This is a genomic window from Selenomonas ruminantium subsp. lactilytica TAM6421, from assembly GCF_000284095.1.
In the GTDB taxonomy this organism is placed as follows: Bacteria; Bacillota; Negativicutes; order Selenomonadales; family Selenomonadaceae; genus Selenomonas_A; species Selenomonas_A lactilytica.
In genome coordinates this window covers 1,999,964-2,023,809 of the sequence record NC_017068.1, presented here as the reverse complement: position 1 = coordinate 2,023,809, position 23,846 = coordinate 1,999,964, and the positions used below count along the sequence as shown (strand labels likewise).

General features: G+C 50.5%; 23 protein-coding genes. 17 read left to right on the top strand and 6 right to left on the bottom strand.

Going from position 1 to position 23,846, the window contains the following annotated elements:
• Positions 1-86: 86 nt before the first annotated feature.
• The 5 genes from SELR_RS09950 (at position 87) to SELR_RS09930 (ending at position 6,447) form a co-directional block, all read left to right on the top strand.
• Complete coding sequence (locus SELR_RS09950) at positions 87-1,199, top strand: FIST signal transduction protein (protein WP_014425099.1); 1,113 nt, start codon at positions 87-89, stop codon at positions 1,197-1,199.
• Positions 1,200-1,211: 12 nt separating this feature from the next.
• A complete protein-coding gene (locus SELR_RS09945) occupies positions 1,212-2,255 on the top strand; it encodes a methyl-accepting chemotaxis protein (RefSeq protein WP_014425098.1) in 1,044 nt (347 codons plus the stop codon).
• Between the two features lie 238 nt (positions 2,256-2,493).
• Positions 2,494-4,113, top strand: a complete 1,620-nt coding sequence (pckA, locus tag SELR_RS09940; protein WP_014425096.1) for a phosphoenolpyruvate carboxykinase (ATP) — start codon at positions 2,494-2,496, stop codon at positions 4,111-4,113.
• A gap of 132 nt (positions 4,114-4,245) precedes the next feature.
• The gene (locus SELR_RS09935) at positions 4,246-5,151 is read left to right on the top strand and encodes a PhzF family isomerase (RefSeq protein WP_014425095.1); all 906 of its coding nucleotides are present in this window, start codon (positions 4,246-4,248) and stop codon (positions 5,149-5,151) included.
• Positions 5,152-5,367: 216 nt separating this feature from the next.
• Positions 5,368-6,447: a type I restriction endonuclease gene (locus SELR_RS09930; protein ID WP_014425094.1), complete on the top strand. Its 1,080-nt coding sequence runs from the start codon at positions 5,368-5,370 to the stop codon at positions 6,445-6,447.
• A 48-nt stretch (positions 6,448-6,495) separates the two neighbouring features.
• Here the strand turns inward: SELR_RS09930 and SELR_RS09925 are convergent, their stop codons facing one another.
• Together SELR_RS09925 and SELR_RS09920 are read right to left on the bottom strand one after the other, a co-directional pair.
• Positions 6,496-6,774: a helix-turn-helix domain-containing protein gene (locus SELR_RS09925; protein ID WP_014425093.1), complete on the bottom strand. Its 279-nt coding sequence runs from the start codon at positions 6,772-6,774 to the stop codon at positions 6,496-6,498.
• Positions 6,771-7,142 (bottom strand): type II toxin-antitoxin system RelE/ParE family toxin, encoded by a 372-nt coding sequence (locus SELR_RS09920; RefSeq protein ID WP_014425092.1) that lies wholly within the window; start codon positions 7,140-7,142, stop codon positions 6,771-6,773. The genes SELR_RS09925 and SELR_RS09920 overlap by 4 nt, the downstream gene beginning before the upstream one ends.
• Before the next feature lie 163 nt (positions 7,143-7,305).
• Here SELR_RS09920 and SELR_RS09915 point away from each other — a divergent pair, with 163 nt between their 5' ends.
• Positions 7,306-8,133 carry a hypothetical protein gene (locus tag SELR_RS09915; RefSeq protein WP_014425091.1) on the top strand — a complete coding sequence of 276 codons (828 nt, stop codon included), beginning with the start codon at positions 7,306-7,308 and terminating at the stop codon, positions 8,131-8,133.
• 3 nt (positions 8,134-8,136) lie between these two features.
• Positions 8,137-8,655, top strand: a complete 519-nt coding sequence (locus SELR_RS09910) for a hypothetical protein (protein WP_014425090.1) — start codon at positions 8,137-8,139, stop codon at positions 8,653-8,655.
• Between the two features lie 11 nt (positions 8,656-8,666).
• On the opposite strand, the gene hydE is transcribed toward SELR_RS09910, so the two are convergent.
• On the bottom strand, positions 8,667-9,725 hold the full coding sequence (hydE, locus tag SELR_RS09905; RefSeq protein ID WP_014425089.1) for a [FeFe] hydrogenase H-cluster radical SAM maturase HydE: 1,059 nt from the start codon (positions 9,723-9,725) through the stop codon (positions 8,667-8,669).
• Between the two features lie 16 nt (positions 9,726-9,741).
• Complete coding sequence (locus SELR_RS09900; RefSeq protein ID WP_014425088.1) at positions 9,742-9,939, bottom strand: hypothetical protein; 198 nt, start codon at positions 9,937-9,939, stop codon at positions 9,742-9,744.
• 194 nt (positions 9,940-10,133) lie between these two features.
• Here SELR_RS09900 and SELR_RS09895 point away from each other — a divergent pair, with 194 nt between their 5' ends.
• Both SELR_RS09895 and SELR_RS17820 read left to right on the top strand, forming a co-directional pair.
• Positions 10,134-10,493: a LytR/AlgR family response regulator transcription factor gene (locus tag SELR_RS09895; protein WP_014425087.1), complete on the top strand. Its 360-nt coding sequence runs from the start codon at positions 10,134-10,136 to the stop codon at positions 10,491-10,493.
• 189 nt (positions 10,494-10,682) lie between these two features.
• A complete protein-coding gene (locus SELR_RS17820; RefSeq protein ID WP_014425086.1) occupies positions 10,683-11,657 on the top strand; it encodes a DUF6033 family protein in 975 nt (324 codons plus the stop codon).
• 37 nt (positions 11,658-11,694) lie between these two features.
• On the opposite strand, the gene SELR_RS09885 is transcribed toward SELR_RS17820, so the two are convergent.
• A complete protein-coding gene (locus SELR_RS09885; protein ID WP_014425085.1) occupies positions 11,695-11,955 on the bottom strand; it encodes a hypothetical protein in 261 nt (86 codons plus the stop codon).
• Positions 11,956-12,075: 120 nt separating this feature from the next.
• On the opposite strand from SELR_RS09885, the gene SELR_RS09880 reads away from it, so the two are divergent.
• From SELR_RS09880 to SELR_RS09845, 8 genes are all read left to right on the top strand, one after another.
• Positions 12,076-15,474 carry a DNA polymerase III subunit alpha gene (locus SELR_RS09880; RefSeq protein WP_014425084.1) on the top strand — a complete coding sequence of 1,133 codons (3,399 nt, stop codon included), beginning with the start codon at positions 12,076-12,078 and terminating at the stop codon, positions 15,472-15,474.
• A 166-nt stretch (positions 15,475-15,640) separates the two neighbouring features.
• Positions 15,641-16,867 carry a D-alanyl-D-alanine carboxypeptidase family protein gene (locus SELR_RS09875; protein ID WP_231848076.1) on the top strand — a complete coding sequence of 409 codons (1,227 nt, stop codon included), beginning with the start codon at positions 15,641-15,643 and terminating at the stop codon, positions 16,865-16,867.
• On the top strand, positions 16,867-17,595 hold the full coding sequence (locus SELR_RS09870) for a pseudouridine synthase (protein ID WP_014425082.1): 729 nt from the start codon (positions 16,867-16,869) through the stop codon (positions 17,593-17,595). Before SELR_RS09875 ends, SELR_RS09870 begins: the two co-directional genes overlap by 1 nt.
• Positions 17,592-18,833: a BaiN/RdsA family NAD(P)/FAD-dependent oxidoreductase gene (locus SELR_RS09865; RefSeq protein ID WP_014425081.1), complete on the top strand. Its 1,242-nt coding sequence runs from the start codon at positions 17,592-17,594 to the stop codon at positions 18,831-18,833. The genes SELR_RS09870 and SELR_RS09865 overlap by 4 nt, the downstream gene beginning before the upstream one ends.
• A gap of 32 nt (positions 18,834-18,865) precedes the next feature.
• A complete protein-coding gene (gene aroA / locus SELR_RS09860) occupies positions 18,866-20,167 on the top strand; it encodes a 3-phosphoshikimate 1-carboxyvinyltransferase (protein WP_014425080.1) in 1,302 nt (433 codons plus the stop codon).
• Positions 20,164-20,820, top strand: a complete 657-nt coding sequence (gene cmk, locus SELR_RS09855; RefSeq protein ID WP_014425079.1) for a (d)CMP kinase — start codon at positions 20,164-20,166, stop codon at positions 20,818-20,820. The genes aroA and cmk overlap by 4 nt, the downstream gene beginning before the upstream one ends.
• Positions 20,821-20,830: 10 nt before the next feature.
• Complete coding sequence (locus SELR_RS09850; protein WP_014425078.1) at positions 20,831-21,430, top strand: lysophospholipid acyltransferase family protein; 600 nt, start codon at positions 20,831-20,833, stop codon at positions 21,428-21,430.
• A gap of 19 nt (positions 21,431-21,449) precedes the next feature.
• A complete protein-coding gene (locus tag SELR_RS09845; protein ID WP_014425077.1) occupies positions 21,450-22,091 on the top strand; it encodes an MBL fold metallo-hydrolase in 642 nt (213 codons plus the stop codon).
• Positions 22,092-22,306: 215 nt separating this feature from the next.
• Here the strand turns inward: SELR_RS09845 and SELR_RS09840 are convergent, their stop codons facing one another.
• Positions 22,307-23,695 carry a pyruvate carboxylase subunit B gene (locus SELR_RS09840; protein WP_014425076.1) on the bottom strand — a complete coding sequence of 463 codons (1,389 nt, stop codon included), beginning with the start codon at positions 23,693-23,695 and terminating at the stop codon, positions 22,307-22,309.
• Positions 23,696-23,846: the final 151 nt, after the last annotated feature.

The following is a 23,846-nucleotide window of genomic DNA, read 5'->3' as shown; positions in this document are numbered from 1 at the left end:
ATGGCAGGATTTTGGTGGATTTGCGTCGAAGCAAGCAAAGTAGTGTGTAATGGAATTGAGGACATACGGAAGGTGGTACGTGGAATATGGATCATAAAATCGGCCGCAGCGCAGCCAAGCCGGTAAATGCTGCGATTGACACTGCCTGTCAGGGAATGACAGAGCCCAAGTTTGTCTGGTTTACCACTGCGGTGGATGCCTTTAAGGAAACCACCGAGAAATTGCATCAGCGCTTTCCGCGCAGCATTGTCATGGGGACAACTTCCATTGCGGCTTTTTCCCATGAAGGGATTTTTCACGATACTCTGGAAGTGCTGGCGGTGCAAAGTGGCGTGGAATGCGTAGCAGATGTCCTGGAGGAGGCGGATCACTGTCCGCTGAAATATGTAGGACGGGTGCAGGATGCCGTGCGTTCCTTTGGCCATCATGGCAGCGGCGATACGATTTGCCTGACTGCCACCAATGGCCTGATTGCCTGCGAGGAATCGGTGCTGGCGGTGCTCAATTCGGTACTGCGCAAGGAAAGGATTCCCGTCTTTGGCGGGACGGCTGGCGACCGGGGATTGGCAGAAAAAACCTACGTCTCCTTGAATGGCAAGGTATATGACAAGGCCTGCATATTTGTCATCCTGCGGAACTTAGGCGGCCGAATCCATCTTTATCGGGAGAACATCTACAAGCCTATCTGCGATCCTCTTACGGCCACCCAGGTGGATGCTTTCTCCCGCAAGGTCATGGGCTACGATGGTTCTGCGGCAGCGGAAATGGAAGCCAGGATGCATGGTATTTCCGTTTCCCAGATGAACCGCAATTTCCTGGACAGCAATCCCGTGGGGCGCATTATCGGCAAGGATATGTATATCATTGCCAATGACGATATCGATTCCGACCATCGGTCCATGAAATATCATGCCCGCATCTATGAGAATGACCAGATTGTCATGCTGCAGCCTGATGACTACCGGCAGGTGAACCGCCAGACCATGGAGCGGATACACCATGATGTGCCGCATCCGTCAATGTCCATTATGGTAAACTGTCTGGCCCGCACCCTGCTCTTTGAGAGTGAAGGCTATGCGGATGAGTTCTTCCAGAGCATGGGAAGGGTGCTGGGGAGTTATGTTGGCTGGGGTGGTTATGGCGAGCAGATCTATGAGCAGCATTTCAATCAGACGATGATTGCGGCGGTGTTTGAATAAGGAGAGACGGCTATGGGATTCTTTAATTTCGGCAAGTCAAAGGAACCGCTCTACAATCAGCGGGCCAAGGAAAAAGCGGCCGCCAATCAGGCGGCAGAGCAGGCGTCCTTTAACCATAAACCAGCAGTACAGGCACAGCATAAATCTGCACCCTATCATGATACGGTCAAAAATAATGAAAACAATGATAAGCAGCTCATTTATGGCATCAATTACCTGGATGAGCGCATGGGGGAACTGACGGAAGCGGAGGCAGGCATTGCCGAGTACATCCACAAGATGGGGGAGACCTATGCGGGTATCGGTCAGGTCAATGAAGATTTTTCCTCCCTCAATGATAATTTCAATTCCCTGAATGATTATGCGCAGAATATCTCCACCATCATGAAGGATGCCCATGAGGTCGTCCATAACGCTGGCAGCGATGTGGGGACTTTGTCCGTCAAAACCCAGGAAATCGGCGAAAAGCTCGACAGCATCATGCAGGTTTTCCAGCAGTTGGAGGATAACTTCGACAATATCAATAAGATGTCAGAGGGCATCGAGGGCATTGCCACCCGCACAAATCTCCTGTCCCTGAACGCTTCCATCGAGGCTGCCCGGGCAGGAGAGGCCGGCCGCGGTTTCAGTGTAGTTGCTGAAAATATCCGTGAGCTGGCGGCTTCTACCAAAGGCATGGTTGAGGGGATTGATGCGAATATCAGCTCCCTGCGGCAGACGTTGGTGGAGCTCAATAAGGTCATTGATGAAACCAAGGAAAAGGCGGCGGAGAATGCTGCCTTTGTGGATCGGGTGCAGGAAAGTTTTGCCAATGTGGCTGAGAGCACGAAAAGCGTAAATGATTACAGCAGCAAGATTGTGGCGGGAATCCAGCGTACCAGCGATATGATGGGCAGCGTATCGGATGGCACGAATTCCGTGGGCGGCCTGGTCAAGTCCATGCGGGCCAACATCCTGGGGCTCAAGGAACTCATGAGCGAGAAGAATGTGATTGCCTGCAGCATGATTGACTTCCTGCGGCAGGTCAAGGTATTGCTCAAGGAGCGTCACGGTTAGGCAGCGCAACAGAGGACTGGGACAATCGATAGTGATTGTTTCAGTCCTCTGTTTATTGATTCAAGAAAAAAATATATTATCAAATAATTTGGATAAATGTCATTTTTGTAATTTGAGCAGAAAATAGTTGACATTTATGGAAAAATAAGCTAATATAATATGCGTGGCGAGAAGTCAAATGTGAAAAGCTTCTCAAACTGCGAAAAGTATCTTTTTTACGAAAGAGGTTGAATGTAAAATGGCAAACATCGATCTTAGCCAATATGGCATCACTGGTACGACTGAAATTCTCCACAATCCGTCTTACAAGACGCTTTTTGAAGAAGAGACTAAAGAAGGTTTGACGGGCTACGAACAGGGCCAGGTTTCCGAACTGGGTGCTGTCAACGTAAAGACTGGTATTTTCACCGGCCGTTCGCCTAAAGATAAATTCATCGTGGATGATGAGACTTCCCATGACACTGTATGGTGGGATTCCGAAGACTATCATAACGATAACCACAGAGCTACGCCGGAAACCTGGAACGCTCTGAAAGAAATCGCTAAGAAGGAACTGTCCAACAAGAAACTCTACGTTGTAGATGCTTTCTGCGGTGCCAACAAAGACACCCGCATGGCTGTACGCTTCATCGTAGAAGTTGCTTGGCAGGCACATTTCGTAACCAATATGTTCATCCAGCCGACGGAAGAAGAACTGGCAAACTTCAAGCCGGACTTCGTGGTTTACAACGCTTCCAAGGCTAAAGTAGAAAACTATCAGGAATTGGGCCTGCATTCCGAAACGGCCGTAGTATTCAACCTCACGAGCCGCGAACAGGTCATCATCAACACCTGGTACGGCGGTGAGATGAAGAAGGGCATGTTCTCCATGATGAACTACTTCCTGCCGCTCAAGGGCATTGCTGCTATGCACTGCTCCGCCAACACCGACAAGCAGGGCCAGAATACGGCTATCTTTTTCGGTCTCTCCGGCACGGGTAAAACCACCCTGTCTACGGATCCGAAACGCCTGCTGATTGGCGATGACGAACACGGCTGGGATGATGAAGGCGTATTCAACTTTGAAGGCGGCTGCTATGCCAAGGTTATCAACCTCGACATGGAATCCGAACCGGACATCTATGGCGCCATCAAGCGCAACGCCCTCCTCGAAAACGTAACCCTCGATGACAAGGGCAACATCGACTTTGCCGATAAGACCATCACGGAAAACACCCGTGTATCCTATCCTATCGATCATATCAAAGGCACCGTTAAGGGCTTTGTCAACGACAAGAGCGCAGCTCCGGCAGCCAAGAGTGTTATCTTCCTGTCCGCAGATGCTTTCGGCGTACTGCCCCCGGTTTCCATCCTGACTCCGGAACAAACGAAGTACTACTTCCTCTCCGGCTTCACGGCTAAACTGGCTGGTACGGAACGTGGCATCACCGAACCGACGCCGACGTTCTCCGCTTGCTTCGGTCAGGCATTCCTCGAACTGCATCCGACCAAGTACGCAGAAGAACTGGTTAAGAAGATGGAAGCCAACGGCACGAAGGCATACCTCGTGAACACGGGCTGGAACGGCTCCGGCAAGCGTATCTCCATCAAGGATACCCGTGGCATCATCGACGCTATCCACAGCGGCGCCATCAAGAAGGCTCCCACCAAGAAGATTCCGTTCTTCAACCTCGAAGTACCGACGGAACTCGAAGGCGTAGACACCAATATCCTCGATCCGAAGGATACTTATGCTAACCCGGCTGACTGGGAAGCAAAGGCCAAAGACCTCGCTCAGCGCTTCATCAAGAACTTCGACAAATACACGAAGAACAACGAAGCAGGCCAGGCTCTGGTTTCCGCAGGCCCCCAGCTCTAAGATTGCATGATAGAACGGCCATCGCATATGTAGTGCGGTGGCCGTTTTTGACATTTGACTTTTGACTGGTCAATTGACCGGTCAAATTTTATGCAGTGTGTTTGACAAGTCAAATCAGCGGAGGAATTGCTGATGAAAACATACAGATTGTACCAGGTGGATTCATTTACACGGGAGCGCTTCCACGGAAATCCGGCAGGGGTAGTGCCTAATGCCGATGGCTTGACCGATGAGCAGATGCAGCACATTGCCCGGGAAATGAACAACTCCGAAACGGCCTTTATCCTGCAGGCAAACGAAGCTGAGGCCGATGTAGAGGTGCGCTTCTTCACGCCTACCACAGAAGTCCCGCTGTGCGGTCATGCCACTATAGCAGCCCATTATGTGCGGGCCATTGAGGGCAGTGTTGTGTCTGGACGGGGCATGCAAAAGACAAAAGCGGGGATACTGCCAGTAGATATCATGCAGGAGGGGGAGGATTTTTCCATCGTTATGACTCAGGGCAAGCCGGAGGTGTCTGAACCCTTTCCAGAGCCATTGGTAAAGCGCATAGCGGAAGCACTGGGCATAGCGCAGGACTCTCTGCGCAAAGATTGTCCGGTGGCTATTGCCTCGGCAGGCCATTCCAAAATCATGGTAGGGATAAATTCTGAATCACTTCTGCACAGCTTAAAGCCTGACATGGATAAGCTGACAGAAATTAGCGCCGAAGTTGACTGCAACGGCTATTATGTGTTTACTCTGCATCCAGATGCGGAGGTGCTGGTTCACGGCCGAATGTTTGCGCCTGCCATTGGCATTCAGGAGGACCCGGTCACCGGAAATGCCAATGGGCCATTGGGAGCTTATCTGGTGCATTTTGGTATCTGCCGTCAGCTGGAAAAGGATAATGAACTGAAATTTACCATCCGGCAGGGCGAGGCCATAAAGAGGGACGGCGGTATGCAGGTACAAGTGAAAATCAAAGACCATCAGCCGGTGCAGGTAAAAATAACCGGTCAGGCGGTAGTGGCGTTCCGAACAGAAATTGAGCTGTGAATTTGAAATTTGACTTTTGACCGGTCAAATTTTGCATCCCCATTCGACCCCACTGCTGATAGGTAGGCTATTCAACATGTCCTACAAAATGTTCGGCAAAGAGGAATACGACTTTTGGTTGCTGGAGAAATTATAGCCATAGGCAGGATTTTACAGTTTTATCGCGAAGTAATTCACAAACGATAGAAGAAATTGAGTTATGGGGAGGATGTTATCATGGATTTCATTGATAAAATTAAACAGTTTTCAGCTAGAATTAACACCATGAAAGATAATATCTCAACAGAAGAAGCAACAAAAACTTCTATGATTATGCCGTTTTTTCAAATTTTAGGATATGATGTATTTAATCCCTTGGAATTTGTTCCTGAATATACCGCAGATTTTGGCATTAAGAAAGGTGAAAAAGTTGATTATGCAATTATGGGGGAGGATAACCAACCATTAATATTAATTGAAGCGAAATGGTGTGGTGAACCTCTTGATAAACATTCCTCACAACTTTTTAGATATTTTTCTACAACACCGGCGAAATTTGGTATTCTAACCAACGGTATAATTTATCGTTTTTATACTGATCTTGATGAAAGTAATAAAATGGATGATAGACCGTTCCTTGAATTTGATATATTAAATATAAAGGAACCATTGATCCCAGAATTGAAAAAATTTCAAAAACAAGCTTTTGATATTGAGGCTATTACAAATTCTGCATCCGAATTAAAATATAGCAGTCAAATTCGGCAAATATTTAACGAGCAGCTAGCTAATCCAGATGATGTGTTTGTCAAATATATTTTGTCAAAAGTTTATGATGGCTTAAAAACTCAGAAAGTCATAGATTCATTTCGTCCTATAGTTAAGAAGGCATTTGCACAATTTGTTAATGAAATGATAAATGATCGCTTGAAAACTGCTCTAAAGACAGAAGGTGAAAAACAAATAGAGGATGAGCAAACAGATGAATCCATATCTAATGAACTTATTGAAAAGTCTAAAATTATAACTACGAAGGAAGAAGTTGAGAGCTTTTTCATAATAAAAACGCTTCTACATTCGTCATTGGAAGGGCATGAAATCACCTATAAAGATACGGAAACCTATTTTAGCATATTAATTGACAATAATACGAGAAAATGGATATGTAGATTGTATCTTTCAGAGAAGAGAAAATTTTTTGTTACCCCTGATAAAGAAAAATATCAGCTTGATTCCATTGATGGTTTGTATAATTATAAAGACCAGTTAATAAAAATTGCTGCTCGATATATAAAGGTGAATGAAGAAAGCAACTAAGAATTAAGATGGCGGACAAGTCAAATTCTTGCCCGCCATCTTATATTCTTAGTTGCTAGGTACAATTTGTAATTTCAAACCTAATGGACGCATAATTTTTAATAATGTATCGAATTTTGGCGTAGTTTTAAAGGATTCTATTCTTGCTACGGAGGATTGGGGGAGTCCGCATTCGGCGGCTAGTTCACGCTGACTTATACCAAGTTCAGTCCTTTTGGCAATTAAAGAAGAAACAATGGTGGTCAGCTCCTCGATGTTTTCGATATCTTTTTTCGCAACAGGGTCAATGGCTTTAACATGGTCTTTATAATCATTCCAAGTTCTCATTTCTTATCAGCGTCCTTTCTCTTTTTATAATCATCACGTTCTCTTTTAGCACGTTCTATTTCTTGTGAGGGCGTTTTCATACTTTTTTTGCGAAAATGGTGAAGTAAAACAAAAGTATTATCACGATAATAGAAATAAAACACGCGATTGTTCCCAGGACGTAATTCCCATATATCTTCATTGATATTCTTGGTTATTTTATCCGGCATTCGCGTTCCATTTTTGGATAAAAGGTCAATATAGAATACCATTTGATTATACTGTATTCTGGCATCTTTGTTGGTGACTGACTTTAGGCGAAGTTCTTCTAAGAAATCCCAAACGTCAGATTCACCAGCGGAAGTTTCATAAAACTCAACGGTGTACATAACTGCTCCAATGCTAATAAATCTTTCTTATATGATAGCATAAATGCTATCATACTTCAAGAAAGCAATTGGAAAATCATCAAAAAATCGTTAAGTAAAGTCGGTTTTCGAACGATATACCCAATAAGAGGGATTGAGGTCATTTATCAGGGAGGATAAGACTATGCGTATCTTAAGGAATATAACCAGGCAGGAGCTGGACTATTACACCAGCCAGCCTATGGCGAAAAAACTCAATGAGCGCATCAAGCGGGATGGGATGACTGTTCCGGCACAGAATACAGAAAAGCTGGATATGTTTTCAACGGCTGAGGTGGATATTTCCTCAGCTGGTTATGAACTGCAGCAGGCGGATAAGGAGAAAGCGGCCAAAGAAAAAACAGAGGAAACTCGGATTGATTTTTCCGTTTTCCGTCAGGGTGACAGCAATAAATTCGTCGTCAGCTTTGACAATGCGGATATGGTCAGCCGGGCGGTGAAGCAGGGATATATCGAAGTCGAAAATCAGCGGATTGATCTTTCCGATGACGTGAAGAAACAGCTGTTGGCCACGAGCAAACAGATTCAGGATATGAAGAAGGGCGTTTCCTTGCATAACTTCCTGCTCCATGAGGCGGCCAATGCTCGCCAGAGCAGTGATGCCATGAAGGAAGCCAATGACAAGATGAGCCGCGCCATGCAGACCGCTTCCCGCATCATGCATGGACGCAAGGTATCTCCCGCTGATGAAAAGGAATTGATGGAGTTTAACAAAGACCTTTATGCCATGGCCAAGAATGCCGCGGCTTTGGAACAGCATCGTCGCAGGCGGGACGATAAGGAAGATGACAAGATTTCCGTGGACAATGAGGAAGCCCGGGCACGGGAAGCTGAGCCGAAGGATTACAGTGTAGAAGAAATGTCCATGCCTGACAGCGAAACACAGATGACGGTTTCGCTGGAGGATGGCATAGGGCAGGTAATAGATGTAGGCGCAGGGAAGGAAGTGTGAATCATGGCAGATATGAGAATTGGCGGGAGTTTTAGCTCGCCTTATGATCGCTATAGCAGTTACGGAGGTTATGGAAGCGCGGATAGTGGCTATGAATCAGGCGCTGCCTTCTCGGTACAGGATGATGAGAACGAGGACAAGAATGTAAATGGCCGTAAGTCCAGCCCCGGGGAATGTGAGACCTGTAAACGGCGCAAGTACCAGGATGGCTCCAATGAAATGGTTTCGTTCAAGGCGGCGGGGCATATCGATCCTGGCAATGCTGCGGCAGTGGTGATGAGTCATGAGCAGGAACATGTATCCAACGCCTACCAGAAGGCGGAACTGGGCAATGGTGAAGTGGTACGGGCCAGTGTGCGCCTAAAGACGGATGTCTGCCCGGAATGTGGCAGAACGTATATTTCTGGTGGTGAGACTTCTACACAAATCCGTTATTATAATGAGGACAATCCCTATCAAAAGGATCTGAAATCCGCTGATGCCAGCAAATATCGGGGAGCTAATGTGGATATTGCTGCTTGATGATGGATATTTCACAAGTTTTTCTTCGATGCAAATGCTGGATGGTCACCGCGATTACTGACGATTTTGTAACCGGTGGATGCTACCCGCTTAGCCAGGCAGTTGACGCATTCGGCGGCTTCTTCTCCCATGCAGATCTTGTTGTCGTAGAGGGCGTATTTCTGACGGACGGCAGTGGGGGATAGGTTTGGCATCAGCACATTGGCGCCGGCCAGCAGGCCTTTTTCCCGGCCTTGGGTGTCAATGGTGCCCAAGGCGGTGGTGGCAGGCAGCAGGACCTGGGGTAGCAGCAGGCGGATGATGGAAAGCAGCCGCACCGTAAGTTTGGCCGTTCCTGCCGGATATTCCGCCAGAGGTGTATCATGCTGGGGGATAAAGGGGCCAATGCCCACCATTTCCGGCTGGAACTTCTGCAGGAAACGCATATCCTGCAAAAGTTGGGCGCTGGTCTGGCCCGGCGAACCCACCATCATGCCGCAGCCAACCTGATAGCCGATATCCCGCAGATCCTGCAGGCATTTCATCCGGTGGTCAAAGGACATTTCTGCCGGGTGCAGGCTCTCATAATGGACCTTGTCTGCCGTTTCATGGCGCAGCAGGAAGCGTTCGGCCCCGGCGGCAAACAGTTTTGCATAGCTATCTTTTTCACGCTCCCCGATGGACAGCGTTACGGCGCAATCGGGGCAGCGTTTTTTTATGGCGCGGATGAGTTCTGCCAGCCGTTCGTCCGTAAAGTAAGCATCCTCGCCGCCTTGCAGGACAAAGGTGCGAAAACCCAGCTGCTGGCCTGTTTCGCAGCAGGTAAGGATTTCTTCCATGGTCAGCCGGTATCGCTGGGCGTTAGGATTGTCCCGCCGGATGCCGCAGTAATAGCAGTTGTTGCGGCAGTGATTGGTAAACTCAATCAGTCCGCGGATATAGACGTCCTTACCGTAATATTTTTCCCGCACCTTGCGGGCATGGGCAGCGAGGCAGGCGTCAAGTTCCGGGGAATCTGCCGTAAGCAGGACGATGAATTCTTCATCTGTTAAATCATTATTGCGTTCCAGTTTGTCGATTAAGTTCTGCATATTTGCTTCCCTTTTCTTATAGCAACATGCTGTTCGCGGCATCGCTAAGGGCAATCAGCACCAGCAGTACAGTTACGCCGCCAATCAGATATTCGGCACAGCCCAACAGGTTCCTGGCCTGCCAGTTGTTCCGCACATTGGCCCAGACTACTTCCAGTGTGATAAACAAGGCAATAAAACAAATGATATTGACAATATAACGTAAAATCTCCATGATAAAAATCCCCTCTCCGTATTTGCTATAGCTTTATAGTGACGGATTGCCCGGCATTTGTCAAGGAGAGAGGGCGGCTGATGGTTAAGTTATGGACCTGATGTACGATATATTAAGTAGTTCACGCCACAAATTGGGTAATTCGCGCCATAACCCTTGAATGTTGCTGTTGTTAGTCGCTACAATTAAAGGCAGTGACTACTTCAAAAGGGGACTTCCGGGAACAGGCGGCCCGAAGCATCATCATCTTTGTGACGGGCTATCGGGAATACATGGCCAAGGCCTTTGATGTACAGGCGTTCCATTATCTCTTGAAGCCCATCGATAAGGAAAAGTTTGCCCAGGTCTTGGAAAAGGCCTGCCGGGAAGCTGCTCATATCCAGAAGCAAAAAAAGGAATACATCCTGCTGAAGGTCAACGACGGGCGGGATTCCTCCTGGGAGCGGCGGAAGGTCTGGCTTGCGGACGTACTTTATTGCCAACGGGCCGAGAAGAAGGGCATCAGTTTTGCGGCCAGCTTCCATTATCCGGCAGAGGCACCCTTTGATATTTGAAGTGGTAAAAGGCGAAAAGCGTCAGCGTTTCCGTTTGACTGTAATGCTCTATCAGTGAAAAAGTTTCTGTTGTAGTTTTGCAGTTCACACCGATAAATCTGCCGTTGGTGCTATAAGTATTATTGACAAGTCAAAATTGCCGATATATGGGTAAAGAGGTTATGGTGTTTTTACAAGGGGGTAATCGACATGCCAGTGAAGGTAGGTGGCAGTTATGTATCCGAGGCGGCTTACAGCTTCGCCAAAGCCCGGGCCACGGATAAAAAAGAAGACTCTGATGTTATGAAAAGTCTAGCAGAAAAATTTCCCAATCTCAAGTTCAGCGTGGGCACGGCACCCTTTGCGGGAACCGGCACCAACAACGTGTCTATTTCATCCAAAATCCTTAAACAGATTGAGCAGGATCCGGAGAAGCGCATGGAGTACGAAGCCCTGATTTACGATATTGCCCACACCGATGTGACGGGCGGCAATATGTCGGGGCGCAAAGTGAAATCCCATGGCTTTATTATCGAGGATGATGGTGGCCTGAGAAGCTGGGGCATATCCGAGTATGATGACGGCAATCGGCGCCAGCAGTCCCATCTCAAACGCTCCGACAAAAAGAACTGGTGGCAGGATATGCTGGGCAAGCCTAGGGAGAAGAAGAAAAAATTTGCCAATACCAACGAACTCACCAAATACCTGCAGGAGAATTTCAGCATGGTCAAGGCCGGCATGGCAAAGATTTCCGGTAAGTATCTGCAGAAGTGCCTGACGGACGAGGAAAGCCGGTTGAAGCTCTTCGACAACCTGCGGGTGGCAGAGGATGTTTATAACAACCGCAAGGATGAAGTGGGCTTTCAGGGAATGCAGGTCACCATTGATGAAGATGGGGAAATGAGCATGACTTCTTCCAAGACCACGGTGTCTCTTAACGAGAATAAGCGCCGCCGGCAGATTGCAGCTGCTGCTACCCAAGGGGATATGCAGTCCGTTGTGGCTCTGCTGGAACAGGATCTGCAACAATTGGAGGACGGCCTGCGGCTGAATCAATGCGATGCTGCGGAAGTGGAAAAAGCCAAAAAGCTCCTGGAACAGGCAAAGGAACGCATGGGCAGGCTGCCGGACAGAGCGGCCACTCCTGCCGAACAGAATGCCATGACGGTAAATATGTTGATTTAATGCAAAATGACCTGCCGATTGACAGGTCATTTTGCATTCAGTAGATATGATATTCCTTCCAGGGAATCTGATCCAGCCGTATGCTCTTCAAAAATTCCACGATATCCTTTCGCCCATAGTAATGGGGCGTGCCGCTGTTGTCCTGGCTCATGAGGATGATGGGCATGTTGGGGAAGAACTGGGCCAGTTCATGGCGCGTCTGCACCATCCTGGCAGTATACATGGTGACGGATTGTTTCACGGCGATAATGGCAAAGGTCACACCCTGTTCGATGATAACGGCTCCGTGTATGGTCATAGCGGGCACCTCCCGAAAACTGTTCTTACTGATATTTTAGCAAAGAGCCTGCAAGGGGGCAAGGTTTTATGTTATACTAAAGGATAAACGTTTTTTGATTATTTTAGGAAGGAACTACTTATGGAAGCAGTCAAGACGATAGATTTTGCTCATCTCCATGTGCACACGGAATTTAGTCTGCTCGATGGCGCCGCCCGCATCAAGGATCTGGTGAGCCGGGCCAAGGAATTGGGCATGAAGCACTTGGCCATCACGGACCATGGCGTGATGTATGGCACCATTGACTTTTACAAGGAGTGCAAGAAGCAGGGCATCAAGCCGATTATCGGCTGTGAGGTCTATCTGGCGCCGGGTAACCGCCGGGAGCGGCAGGAGGTCAACGGCACGAAGTATTACCATCTGATTCTGCTGGCCGAGAATCAGACGGGCTATAAGAATCTCGTGAAGCTGGTGTCTTTGGCCAATATCGAGGGCATGTACTATAAGCCCCGGGTGGATAAGGAACTCTTGCGGCAGTACCATGAAGGGATTATCTGTCTGTCGGCCTGTATTGCCGGCGATGTGCCCCGGGCTCTGATCCAGAACAACAAGGACAAGGCTGACCGGTTGGTGCAGGAGTATATCGACATCTTTGGCAAGGAGAATTATTTCCTGGAAATCCAGAATCATGGCCTGCCCGAGGAACGCATGGCCAATGAAGGCCTGATTGAGCTGGCGGAAAAGTATGGACTGGGACTGGTTGCCACCAACGACAGCCATTATGTGCGGCGGGAGGACAGTGAGTTCCACGATATCCTCCTGTGCATTCAGATGAGCAAGACCGTGGACGATCCGGACCGCATGCGCTTCAACAGCGATGATTATTATTTGAAATCCCCGGAGGAAATGGCGGCCCTGTTCCCGGATCACCCGGAAGCCCTGAGCAATACGGCCAGGATTGCCGAGCGCTGTCAGGTGGATTTTGAGTTCGGCCATATCCAGTTGCCGTATTATCCGATTCCGGAAGCGTATAAAGACGATGAAGCTTATTTGCGGGCGCTCTGTGAGCAGGCGCTGCCCTCCCGCTATGCGGAAGTCACAGAGGCAATACGGGAGCGCCTGGATTACGAGCTGGTCATTATCCATCGCATGGGCTATGACAGCTATTTTTTGATTGTTTGGGACTTTATCAATCATTCCCGGGAACAGGGGATTTCCGTTGGCCCGGGGCGCGGTTCGGCGGCAGGCAGTATCGTGGCGTATCTGCTGGGCATCACCAATCTCGATCCGCTCAAATACGATTTGCTCTTCGAGCGTTTCCTGAATCCGGAACGCGTGACCATGCCGGATATCGATATCGACTTCTGCTATATCCGCCGGGAAGAGGTTATTGACTATGTAAAGGAACGCTATGGCTACGACCATGTGGCTCAGATTGTAACCTTCGGCACCATGGCGGCGAAAGGTGCCGTGCGGGATGTGGGCCGGGCGTTGGGCATGACTTATGCCCAGGTGGATGCCATTGCCAAGCTGATCCCCAATGAACTCAAGATGACCTTGGACAAGGCCTTGAAGGCTTCCACGGAATTCCGCAATCTCTATGAATCCTCGGAAGAAGCCCATCGCCTGATTGATTTTGCCCGCAAGGTGGAGGGGCTGCCCCGTCATTCCTCCACCCATGCCGCAGGCGTGGTTATCGCCAAGCATCCGCTGACGGATTATCTGCCGGTTTCTGTTTCGGAAGGCACGCTGGTCACGGAATTTGACAAGGACCATGTGGAAGAACTAGGGCTCTTGAAGATGGACTTTTTGGGCCTGCGTACCTTGACGGTTATCAGCGATACGTTGGACAATATCAAGGCTTCCCGCGGGGAGACGGTGGATATCAACAAGATTCCGCTGGAGGACGAACTCACGGCCAAAATGCTCTGCGATGGGCGTACGGGGGCTGTGTTCCAGATGGAATCTGCTGGTATGACCAATCTGGTGAAAAATCTGGCGCCCCGGAATTTTGCCGATCTGATCCCCACGGTAGCCCTCTATCGTCCGGGGCCATTGGGCAGCGGCATGGTGGATGATTTCATCGGTGGCCGTCACGGGCGCAAGGAAGTCACCTATATGCATCCGCTGTTGGAACCTATTCTCAAGGAAACATTCGGCGTGGTGCTCTATCAGGAGCAGGTCATGCAGATTGTGCAGGTGCTGGCGGGGTTCTCCTTGGGACAGGCAGACCTTTTGCGCCGTGCCATGGGCAAGAAGAAGCATGAAATCCTGATGGCCCAGAAGGAAAACTTCCTGAAAGGCTGTGCGGGCAATGGCATCGATGCGGAGCTGGCCAATACCATCTTTGATTTGCTGACGCATTTTGCCGACTATGGCTTCAATAAGTCCCATAGTGCGGCTTACGCCTTGGTTGCCTGGCAGACTGCGTACTTAAAAGCCCATTATCCTGCCGAATTTATGGCGGCCATGCTCACGAGCGTCATGGATAACAGCACGAAGGTGCCGGTTTATATCGAATTGGCACATCGCATGGGGCTTAAGATCCTGCCGCCGGACATCAATGCCAGCGACATCATGTTCGGCGTGGATAAGGGGGATATCCGCTTTGGCCTGGCAGCCGTGCGCAACGTGGGCGAGAATGCCATCAAGGTCATTATGGCCGCCCGGAAGCAGGATGGTCCTTTTGAATCCTTGTTGGATTTCTGTACGCGCTTGGATATGACCACGGTCAACAAGCGCGTGATTGAAAGCCTGATCAAATGTGGTGCGTTCGATTCGTTGGGGGCTAAGCGCAGCCAGCTGTTGGCGGTGCTGGACAAAGTGGTAGGCGAAGCCCAGCGGCGGCAACGGGATTTTGCCCATGGGCAGTTAGGACTTTTTGGCGATGTCATGGAGGATACCGCCATGGATATGAAGCTGCCGGATATGGACGAAGCACCTGTGCTTACCCGGCTGGCCTGGGAGAAGGAAAACACGGGCTTCTATATCACGGGTCATCCCCTGGATCAGTATCAGGACAAGATTGGTCATCTGCCCCGGCTGGAAACCCTGCAGGACAGCGGCGTCAAGGACAAACAGACGTTGCGGGTGGCAGGGCTGGTCAGCGAGTGCAAGCGCATCACCACGAAAAAAGGGGAAACCATGTGCTTTGTGACATTGGAAGATTATACGGAGCAGATGGAGGTCACGGTTTTCCCGCGGCTGTTCTATCAGTCCATGAATGCGCTGGTGCCGGATACGCCGGTGGTCATCCAAGGCAAGGCTGACTTGAAGGATGATACGGTTAAGATATTGGCCGATAAGATCTGGTCGATGGATGAGTATAAACCGGAATACTATTTGATGCCCAAGGCTGGTGATGAACAGGCTATTGCAGCGATAAAAAAGGTGATGGCGGCACATCCAGGGGAAAATGCGGTTTATATCTATCAGGGGCGCTGGCAGAAACTGGGCCCGGAATGCGCCTTGGACAACACGGAAGAAACCTTGGCAGAATTGGTCAAGGTGTTGGGAGCGCAGGGGGTCAAAAAGCGCTGATTCTCTGAAACTTGAACATAATGAAGAAGCAGCGGGCGGTTTGACAAGTCAGATTGACAGTCAACAGCCCGCTGGCTTTATGTTTTAGTTGACTTGTCATTGTCAAGCAGGGGCGGGAATGATAGAATAGTAGTGTTATGATTTTTGAAAATTGGAGTGTATTTGTTTGAGACGAGCTATTGCTTGCCGCGTGGCAGCCGCTTTGTTGTTAGGCGCCACAAGCTTTACGATGTTTGATTTGCCCCTTGCTTCCCCTGCTTATGCAGAGTTGCAGGATAAGGTCTATGTGCAGCCGGAGCGGCCGGAGATTCCGGGGCTGGTGGTCAGTCCCGCCGATCCCCTGCAGAAGCTTACGGCCCGGTCGGCAATCGTGATGGATGCGGTGACGGGACAGGTGCTCTATGAGCGGGATATCGATGCCCGCCGCTATCCCGCCAGCACCACCAAGATGATGACGCTGATTGTGGCATTGGAACATGGCAAATTGGACGATATGGTCACGGTCAGCAAGAATGCTGAAGGGGTGGAAGGATCTACCTTGTGGCTGGTGCAGGGGGATAGGATTCCCCTGGGGGAACTCCTGGAAGGCATGATTATGCACTCCGGCAATGATGCCACCGTGGCTGTTGCCGAGCATATCGCCGGCTCCGTGCCCGCCTTTGTGGAAATGATGAATGAAAAGGCGGCGGAAATCGGCGCCTATAATACCCATTTTGCTAATCCAAATGGCCTGCCGGACGATAACCACTACACCACGGCTTTTGATCTGGCTAAGATTGCGGCCTATGGTTACAGCCTGCCTAACTTTGAACGGATTGTCAGCCAGCAGGAAGTCCTCTATGACTGGGTGAAAGATCCCGCCAAGAAACTGCGCAATGAAAATCAGATGCTCTGGCTCTATCGGGGCGCTAACGGTGTCAAGACCGGTTATACGGAAGCGGCTGGCCGCTGTCTGGTTTCCGCTGCCCGCCGTGATGGCATGCAATTGGTGGCCGTGGTGCTGGACAGCTATTATATGTGGAATGACTCCATTGCCCTGCTGGATTACGGCTTCCAGAATGTTCACGCTAAGTCCTTGGTGAAAAAGGGAGAAGTGGTGACCAAGATAAAAGTAGCCGATGGCCGTCAGGATGAGATTGAACTCATTGCGGACGAATCCTTGGTAGCTGCGGAAAAGACCGGGGAGACCGGCAAGGTGGAGAAGAAACTGGAAGTTCCCGAGGAGGTCGTTGCCCCGATAAAGAAGGGGGATGTAGTGGGCAAGGTGGTCTGCTATTATAACGGCAAGCGTCAGGGAGCTATCAATTTGCTGGCAGCCCAGGATGTAGCCTATTATTCCTTCTGGGACAATTTGCTGAACTGGCTGCGTGATTTCTGGAAAGGACTGTTCTGATGGCAGAACGCTTGCAAAAAATCATTGCCCAAGCAGGCATTGCCTCCCGGCGGGCGGCGGAAGGGCTGATATTGGCCGGCCGGGTTACCGTTGACGGAAAGGTTATCATGGAACTAGGCGGTAAATATGAGAGCAGCCAGCGCATCTGCGTGGATGGCAAACCTCTGACTCTGGCGGAAGAAAAGGTCTATTTCCTTTTGAACAAGCCCAAAGGGTATCTGTCCACGGCCAAGGATGAGCGGGGACGGCGCACGGTGCTGGATCTGCTGCCGGAAGTCAAACAGCGGGTTTATCCTCTGGGACGGTTGGACAACAATACGGAGGGCCTGCTGCTGATTTCCAATGACGGCCAGCTGATGAATGGCCTGTTGCACCCCCGCTATAAGGTCAACAAGACTTATGTGGCCAGGGTTGCACCTGTGCCTGCAGAAAATGCCTTGGACAAATTGCGCCAGGGCATCCGGCTGGAAGACGGTCTGACGGCTCCTGCTGTCGTGAGGTTATTGGACACGGTAGAGGACGAGGCCAAGGTGGAAATCACCATTCACGAGGGCCGCAACCGGCAGGTGCGCCGGATGTTTGCGGCTATCGGCTGTGATGTGCGGGCGCTGAAGCGCATCCGCTTTGCCAAGCTGAATTTGGCAGGCGTCAAGCGCGGTCATTACCGGCCCTTGACCGATGCCGAGGTAGCAGAACTCTATCATATAGCAGGAATAGAACAAGCATGAAAAAGATCATTGTAATCGGTGCCGGGCCCGCAGGCATGATGGCGGCCATCAAGGCGGCGGAGAACGGGGCCGATGTTACCATATTGGAAAAGATGAAGCGTCCCGGCAAGAAGATGCTGATTACGGGCAAGGGACGCTGTAATATCACCAACGCCGCCACGGTGCCGGAAATCATCAAGAATATCCACGGCAATGGCAAGTTCCTCAACAGCTCCATGCGGGCTTACGACAATGAGGATGTCATTTACTTCTTCGAGTCTGCCGGTGTACCCACCAAGGTGGAACGGGGACAAAGGGTATTTCCGGTCAGCGACAAGGCCCAGGATGTGGTGGATGCCATGGTGCATAAACTCCACGAGCTGGGCGTGAAAATTGAAACCGACAGTCCTGTCCGCGATATTCTCGTGCAGGATAACGAGGTCAAGGGGGTAATCCTGCAAAGCGGGGTCAGGCTTAAAGCTGAGGCCGTAATCCTCTGTACCGGCGGTGCTTCTTATCCCGGCACCGGCTCAACGGGGGATGGCTATAAGATGGCTCAGAAACTGGGCCATACCTTGATGGATATTCGGCCGTCGTTGGTGCCGTTGGAAACGGAGGAAGACTGGGTAAAATCCGTACAGGGGCTTTCCTTGCGCAATGTCAAAGCAACGCTATTGGTGGATGGCGAGAAAAAGACGGATATGTTCGGGGAAATGATGTTCACCCATTTCGGCGTCACAGGCCCCATTATCCTGTCCCTGAGCCGGGCCGCCACGGAAGCACTGCAGAACGATGCCTTCGTGGAACTGGAGCTCAATTTGAAGCCGGCATTGGCCGAAGATGTGTTGGATGCTCGTCTGCAGCGGGATTTTGCCAAGTATCAGCGCAAGCAGCTGGGCAATGCCATGGTGGACTTACTGCCCCACAAGCTCATTGAGCCGGTACTGGATGCGGCCTTCCTGGAAATGGATAAGCCCGTCCATCAGATCACGGTGGAAGAACGCCATCGCTTAGGGCAGACCTTGCAGCACTTGCCCTTGACCATAACGAAAGCAAGACCAATAGCTGAGGCCATTGTGACAGCCGGGGGGATTTCCGTCAAGGAAATCAATCCCAAGACCATGGAGTCAAAGCTGGTCAAAGGCTTGTATTTTGCTGGGGAAGTGGTGGATGTGGACGCTTACACCGGCGGCTATAATCTGCAGGCAGCGTTCTCGATGGGCGCCGCTGCGGGTAACTGGAGTGTGTGGAACGATTAATCATATATACCGATAAAAAAGGGGTTGGCAGAATGGAAAAAATCCAGATTGAAAAAGCCCGTCAGGGCCTGCAAGGCGAAATCGTAATACCCGGTGACAAGTCAATTTCCCATCGCAGTGTGATGTTCTCTGCTTTGGGGGATACGCCGGTGCGTATCAAGAACTTCCTGCATGCTCAGGACTGCATGTCCACGGCAGCCTGCATGGAAGCTTTGGGCGCAAAAGTCGAATTCATCAGTGATACGGAGCTGATTGTCACGGGTAATGGCCTGCATGGTCTCACGGAACCGGCAACCATTCTGGATGCGGGCAATTCTGGCACCACCCTGCGCCTCTTGATGGGAATTTTGGCCGCGCAGCCGTTTTTGTCCACTTTTACGGGTGATGCCTCCCTGCATAAGCGCCCCATGGGCCGGGTAATCAAGCCCCTGTCTAAAATGGGCGCGCAGATTTATGGCCGGGAAAATAATGCCAAGCTGCCCATTACCGTAGTGCCCGCAGGTAAGAAACTGCAGGGCATGCACTATGACAGCCCTGTGGCCAGTGCCCAGGTGAAATCCGCCATCCTGCTGGCGGGCATGTTTGCCGAAGGGGAAACCACGGTGAATGAACCCTTTGTCTCCCGTGACCATACGGAGCAGATGCTCGCTGCCTTCGGTGTAAAGCTCAAGCGTGAGGGTACGGCTGTAACCATTCAGCCTGTGGAAAAGTTCACGGCGCCGGCAGAAATCGAAGTGCCTGGTGACATCAGCTCCGCCGCCTATTGGCTGGTGGCAGGCAGCATTGTACCCGGCAGCAAGCTGCTGTTGAAGAATGTGGGCATCAACCCCACCCGTACGGGCATCCTCGATGTGCTCAAGGATATGGGCGCTAAGATTACCCTGCAGAATGAGCGCACGAGCGGCGGGGAAGCCGCAGCGGATATGCTGGTGGAATACAGCGAACTCAAAGGCACCACCTTTGGGGCGGAAATTATGCCCCGCCTGATTGACGAGATTCCCGTTATTGCTGTGGCGGCTCTTTGCGCTAAAGGCGATACCGTTATCACTGGCGCTGGAGAATTGCGGGTGAAGGAAACCGACCGCCTGATGGCCATTGCCAAGGAATTCAACAAGCTGGCACCGGGGTCCATTGAAGAACGGGAAGATGGCCTTATTATCCATGGCAGTGCCAAACTTCAGCATGCCACAGCCTTTTCCTATGACGACCACCGCATTGCCATGTCTCTGGCTATCCTGGGGGCAGTGGGTGAAGGCGTCGCCATTGAAAACCCCGAGTGCGTGAATATCTCTTATCCTGAATTTTATCAGACTTTGGAGGAAATCAGAAAATGAAGAACTTAGTAGTAGCAATCGACGGCCCTGCCGGCGCAGGCAAGAGCACGGTGGCGCAATTAGCCGCCAAAAAGCTGGGCTATACCTATATCGACACTGGCGCCATGTACCGCGCTGTGGCCTGGAAAACCCTCCAGCAGCAGAAAGAAGTCACCGACGAGCTGATTCTCGAAGTGGTCAAGGATATTGATGTAGATCTTCAGTACAAGGATGGCAAGACTACTGTAGCTGTGGATGGTACTGATGTTACCGGGCAGATCCGTACGCCGGAAGTCAGCGCTATTGTATCTCAGGTGGCTGCCCTCGGTCCTGTTCGTGAGAAAATGGTAGACCTTCAGCGCAAGATGGGGGAGCGGGGTAGTGTGCTTATGGATGGCCGCGATATTGCCACCAACGTCCTGCCCAACGCCGATGTGAAGATTTTCCTGACCGCTTCCATCGAGGAACGTGCCCGCCGCCGCCACAAGGAGCTCACGGAAAAGGGATACGAAATCGACATGGAAAAGATGAAGGCCGATATCGCTGCCCGGGACAAGGCCGACAGCGAACGGGAAATCAGCCCTTTGGTGCAGGCAGAGGATGCAACGCTGCTGGATACCACAGGCCTGTCCATCGACGAAGTTGTTGAGCGCATCCTTGCTATGTGCAAATGAGGTGCGTTCCATGTTATATAGTTTATTGCAATTGATATTTGGCTTGTTCTTCAAATTATTTTTCCGCGCAGAGATCTACGGCCGGGAAAATATGCCCAAGGACGGTGCCGTGATTCTGGCCGCCAACCATATGAGTAACTGGGATCCGCCATTGGTGGCTACGTTCCTGCATCGGCCGGTCAGCTATATGGCCAAGATTGAACTTTTCAAGAATCCCATCTTTGGCCGGGCGATCACCGCCTGCCATGCTTTCCCCGTAAAGCGTGGTGCTGCCGATCGTGGCGCCATCAAGGCTGCCATGCAGGTCTTGAAAGAGGGCCGTTGCTTAGGGCTGTTTCCGGAAGGCACCCGCAGCCGCACGGGTAAATTGGGCAAGGCTGAAGCAGGTGTGGGGCTGATTGCCGCCATGAGCAAGGCTCCCATCGTTCCCGCCGCCATTATCGGCACGGATAAGATTTTTGCCAATGGGGGACACTTCCCGAAACTCAAGGTCATCTACGGCGAGCCAATGAAATTTGAAGGCGACCATAAGGATAAGGAAGCGCTGGCAGCATTCTCCCAGAGCATCATGGATAAGATTGCCGCGATGAAAGCTGAATATCAGGACTGACGAATATGAGGTGAGTCAAATGATTTTGCAGGTTACAGTCACGAAATATCTGCCTACCAATGTTTATTTCTACGTCGATGAGGAAAGCAAGCACGGTTTCATCATCGATCCGGGAGCCGAAGCCGATAAACTCAAGAAAGTGGCGGAGGAACGCGGTTTTGTCATGGAAAAGATCCTGCTGACGCATGGCCACTTTGACCATATCGCTGCCGTAAATGAGCTGCAGGAAGCCTGGGGGGCTGAGGTCTATATGCAGGAGAAGGGCAAAATCTACGCTGAGAATCCTGCCTGGAATCTCTCGGATCAGTTAGGGAAGGACATTATCCTGCATGATGTGAATTATCTGCCGGATAATGCCGTAATCACCTTGAAGGACAAGCCTGATTTCCGGTTGCAGCTCCGTCATGTTCCCGGACATACCAGTGATGGCTGCATCTATTACAGTGAACAGGATGGCGTGGCTTTTGTTGGCGACTGCGTGTTCCGTGAGAGCTATGGCCGCACTGATTTGCCCGGCGGCGATGAGGAAACCCTGCTGAGCAAGATCACAGAGCGTATTCTTACGCTGCCCAAGGAAACAGTGCTTTTGAGTGCCCATTCCGAAGAAACCACGGTGGAGCATGAAATGAAAATGCCCTGGTACGCAGGACGACTGAAATAAGGAATGACATCTGATGAGTCAATATCAGCTCATCAGATGTCTTTTTACTATGAAATCTTAGCGAGTCAAGCCTGCAAGGCACAGAATCGGTTAGATTTCGTGTAAGGGCTGATGAAAAATCGTGAGATTTTTCATCTTGCTTTGCATTATAAAAGGACTGACCAGTCGGTGTCTGGTCAGTCCTTTTTTGTGACATGGCAGTATTAAACTTTTTATCAGGAACGCTTGTAAGCCGTTACCTTCTGATAATGTTTCTGGAAGAATTCCTCGGCAACCTGCGGGAACAGGGCATAGGAGAGGACGTCTTCTTCGGACGGATTCAGGAAGCCTTTTTCCTTGAGCTCTGCTTCGAATTCAGCAAAGGTCGTAGCTTTAGCATCTTCCACGGAGCAATCTTCGATGATATCTTCCGGAGCAATGCCCAGCGTCTTGGTGAGGAAATCTCTGTCGACGGGAACCGGCGTACGGCCGAATTTGCCGCGGGCCAGATCCTTGAATTCTGTCGGAACCATCTTATAGCGTTCGCCGCTCATGACATTGAAGGTTGCCATGGTGCCCACAATCTGGGAAGACGGCGTAACGAGCGGCGGATAGCCCAGGTCTTTACGTACACGGGGCATTTCATCCAGCAATTCCTGATATTTGTCTTCCATGCCGGCTTCCTTGAGCTGGTTAGCCAGGTTGGAGAGCATGCCGCCCGGAATCTGGAAGTCCAGTACATTCGGGTTGATATCGAAATAACCTTTGAGGTTGAATTCGTTGATGACGCGTTTCTTGACTTCGAGGAAGTGCTTGGAAATCGGCGTGAGCTTCTGCACGTCAATGCCCGTATCGTATTCCGTGCCTTCCAAAGCGCGAACCATGGTTTCCGTGCAAGGCTGGGAAGTATCAGAGGAGAACGGAGCCAGAGCCGTGTCGATGATATCTACGCCGGCTTCGATGGCTTTGAGGTAAGTGGCATGGCCGAAACCGGAGGTGCAATGCGTGTGCAGTTCCACAGGAATGTCCAGAGCGGCTTTGAGTTTCTTGACCAGATCTTCCGCAACATACGGTTTCAAGAGGCCGGACATATCCTTGATGCAGACGGAATGGCAGCCCATATCCTGCAATTCCTTGGCCAGTTCCACGAATTTCTCGTTGGTGTGAACCGGGCTGATGGTGTAGACCAGGCATCCCTGTACTTCCGGCTTTTCCGGGCAAGCCAGTGCTGCTTCGATGGCAACCTTCAGATTGCGGACATCGTTCAGGGCATCGAAAATACGGAATACGCCGATACCGTGAGCAGAAGCATGCTGTACGAACTTTTCTACAACGTCGTTGGAGTAGTGGTTATAGCCGAGAAGATTCTGGCCGCGCAGGAGCATCTGGATCGGCGTCTTGAGATTGGCCTTCAGCGTATCCAGGCGTTCCCAGGGATCTTCACCCAAAAAGCGCAGGCAGGTATCGAAAGTAGCACCGCCCCAGGCTTCCAAGGCTTTGTAACCCACTTCATCGAGGGCTTTCAGCTGGGGAAGCATATCCTCGATGCGCATGCGAGTGGCACAAAGGGACTGGTGACCATCACGCAGGACAGTCTCCATGATTTTTACGGGTTTCTTTGCCATAACTAAACACTCTCCTCTGAGTTATTTACGCATAAAAATCAATTATGCGTCTTTATCTGTGATGAGCCGGAAAAACATAATATGAAAGCTTTGGAGGTCGCGTAAATTCTATGTTTTTCGAGCATCACAAAATTTAACATCACAAGCATAG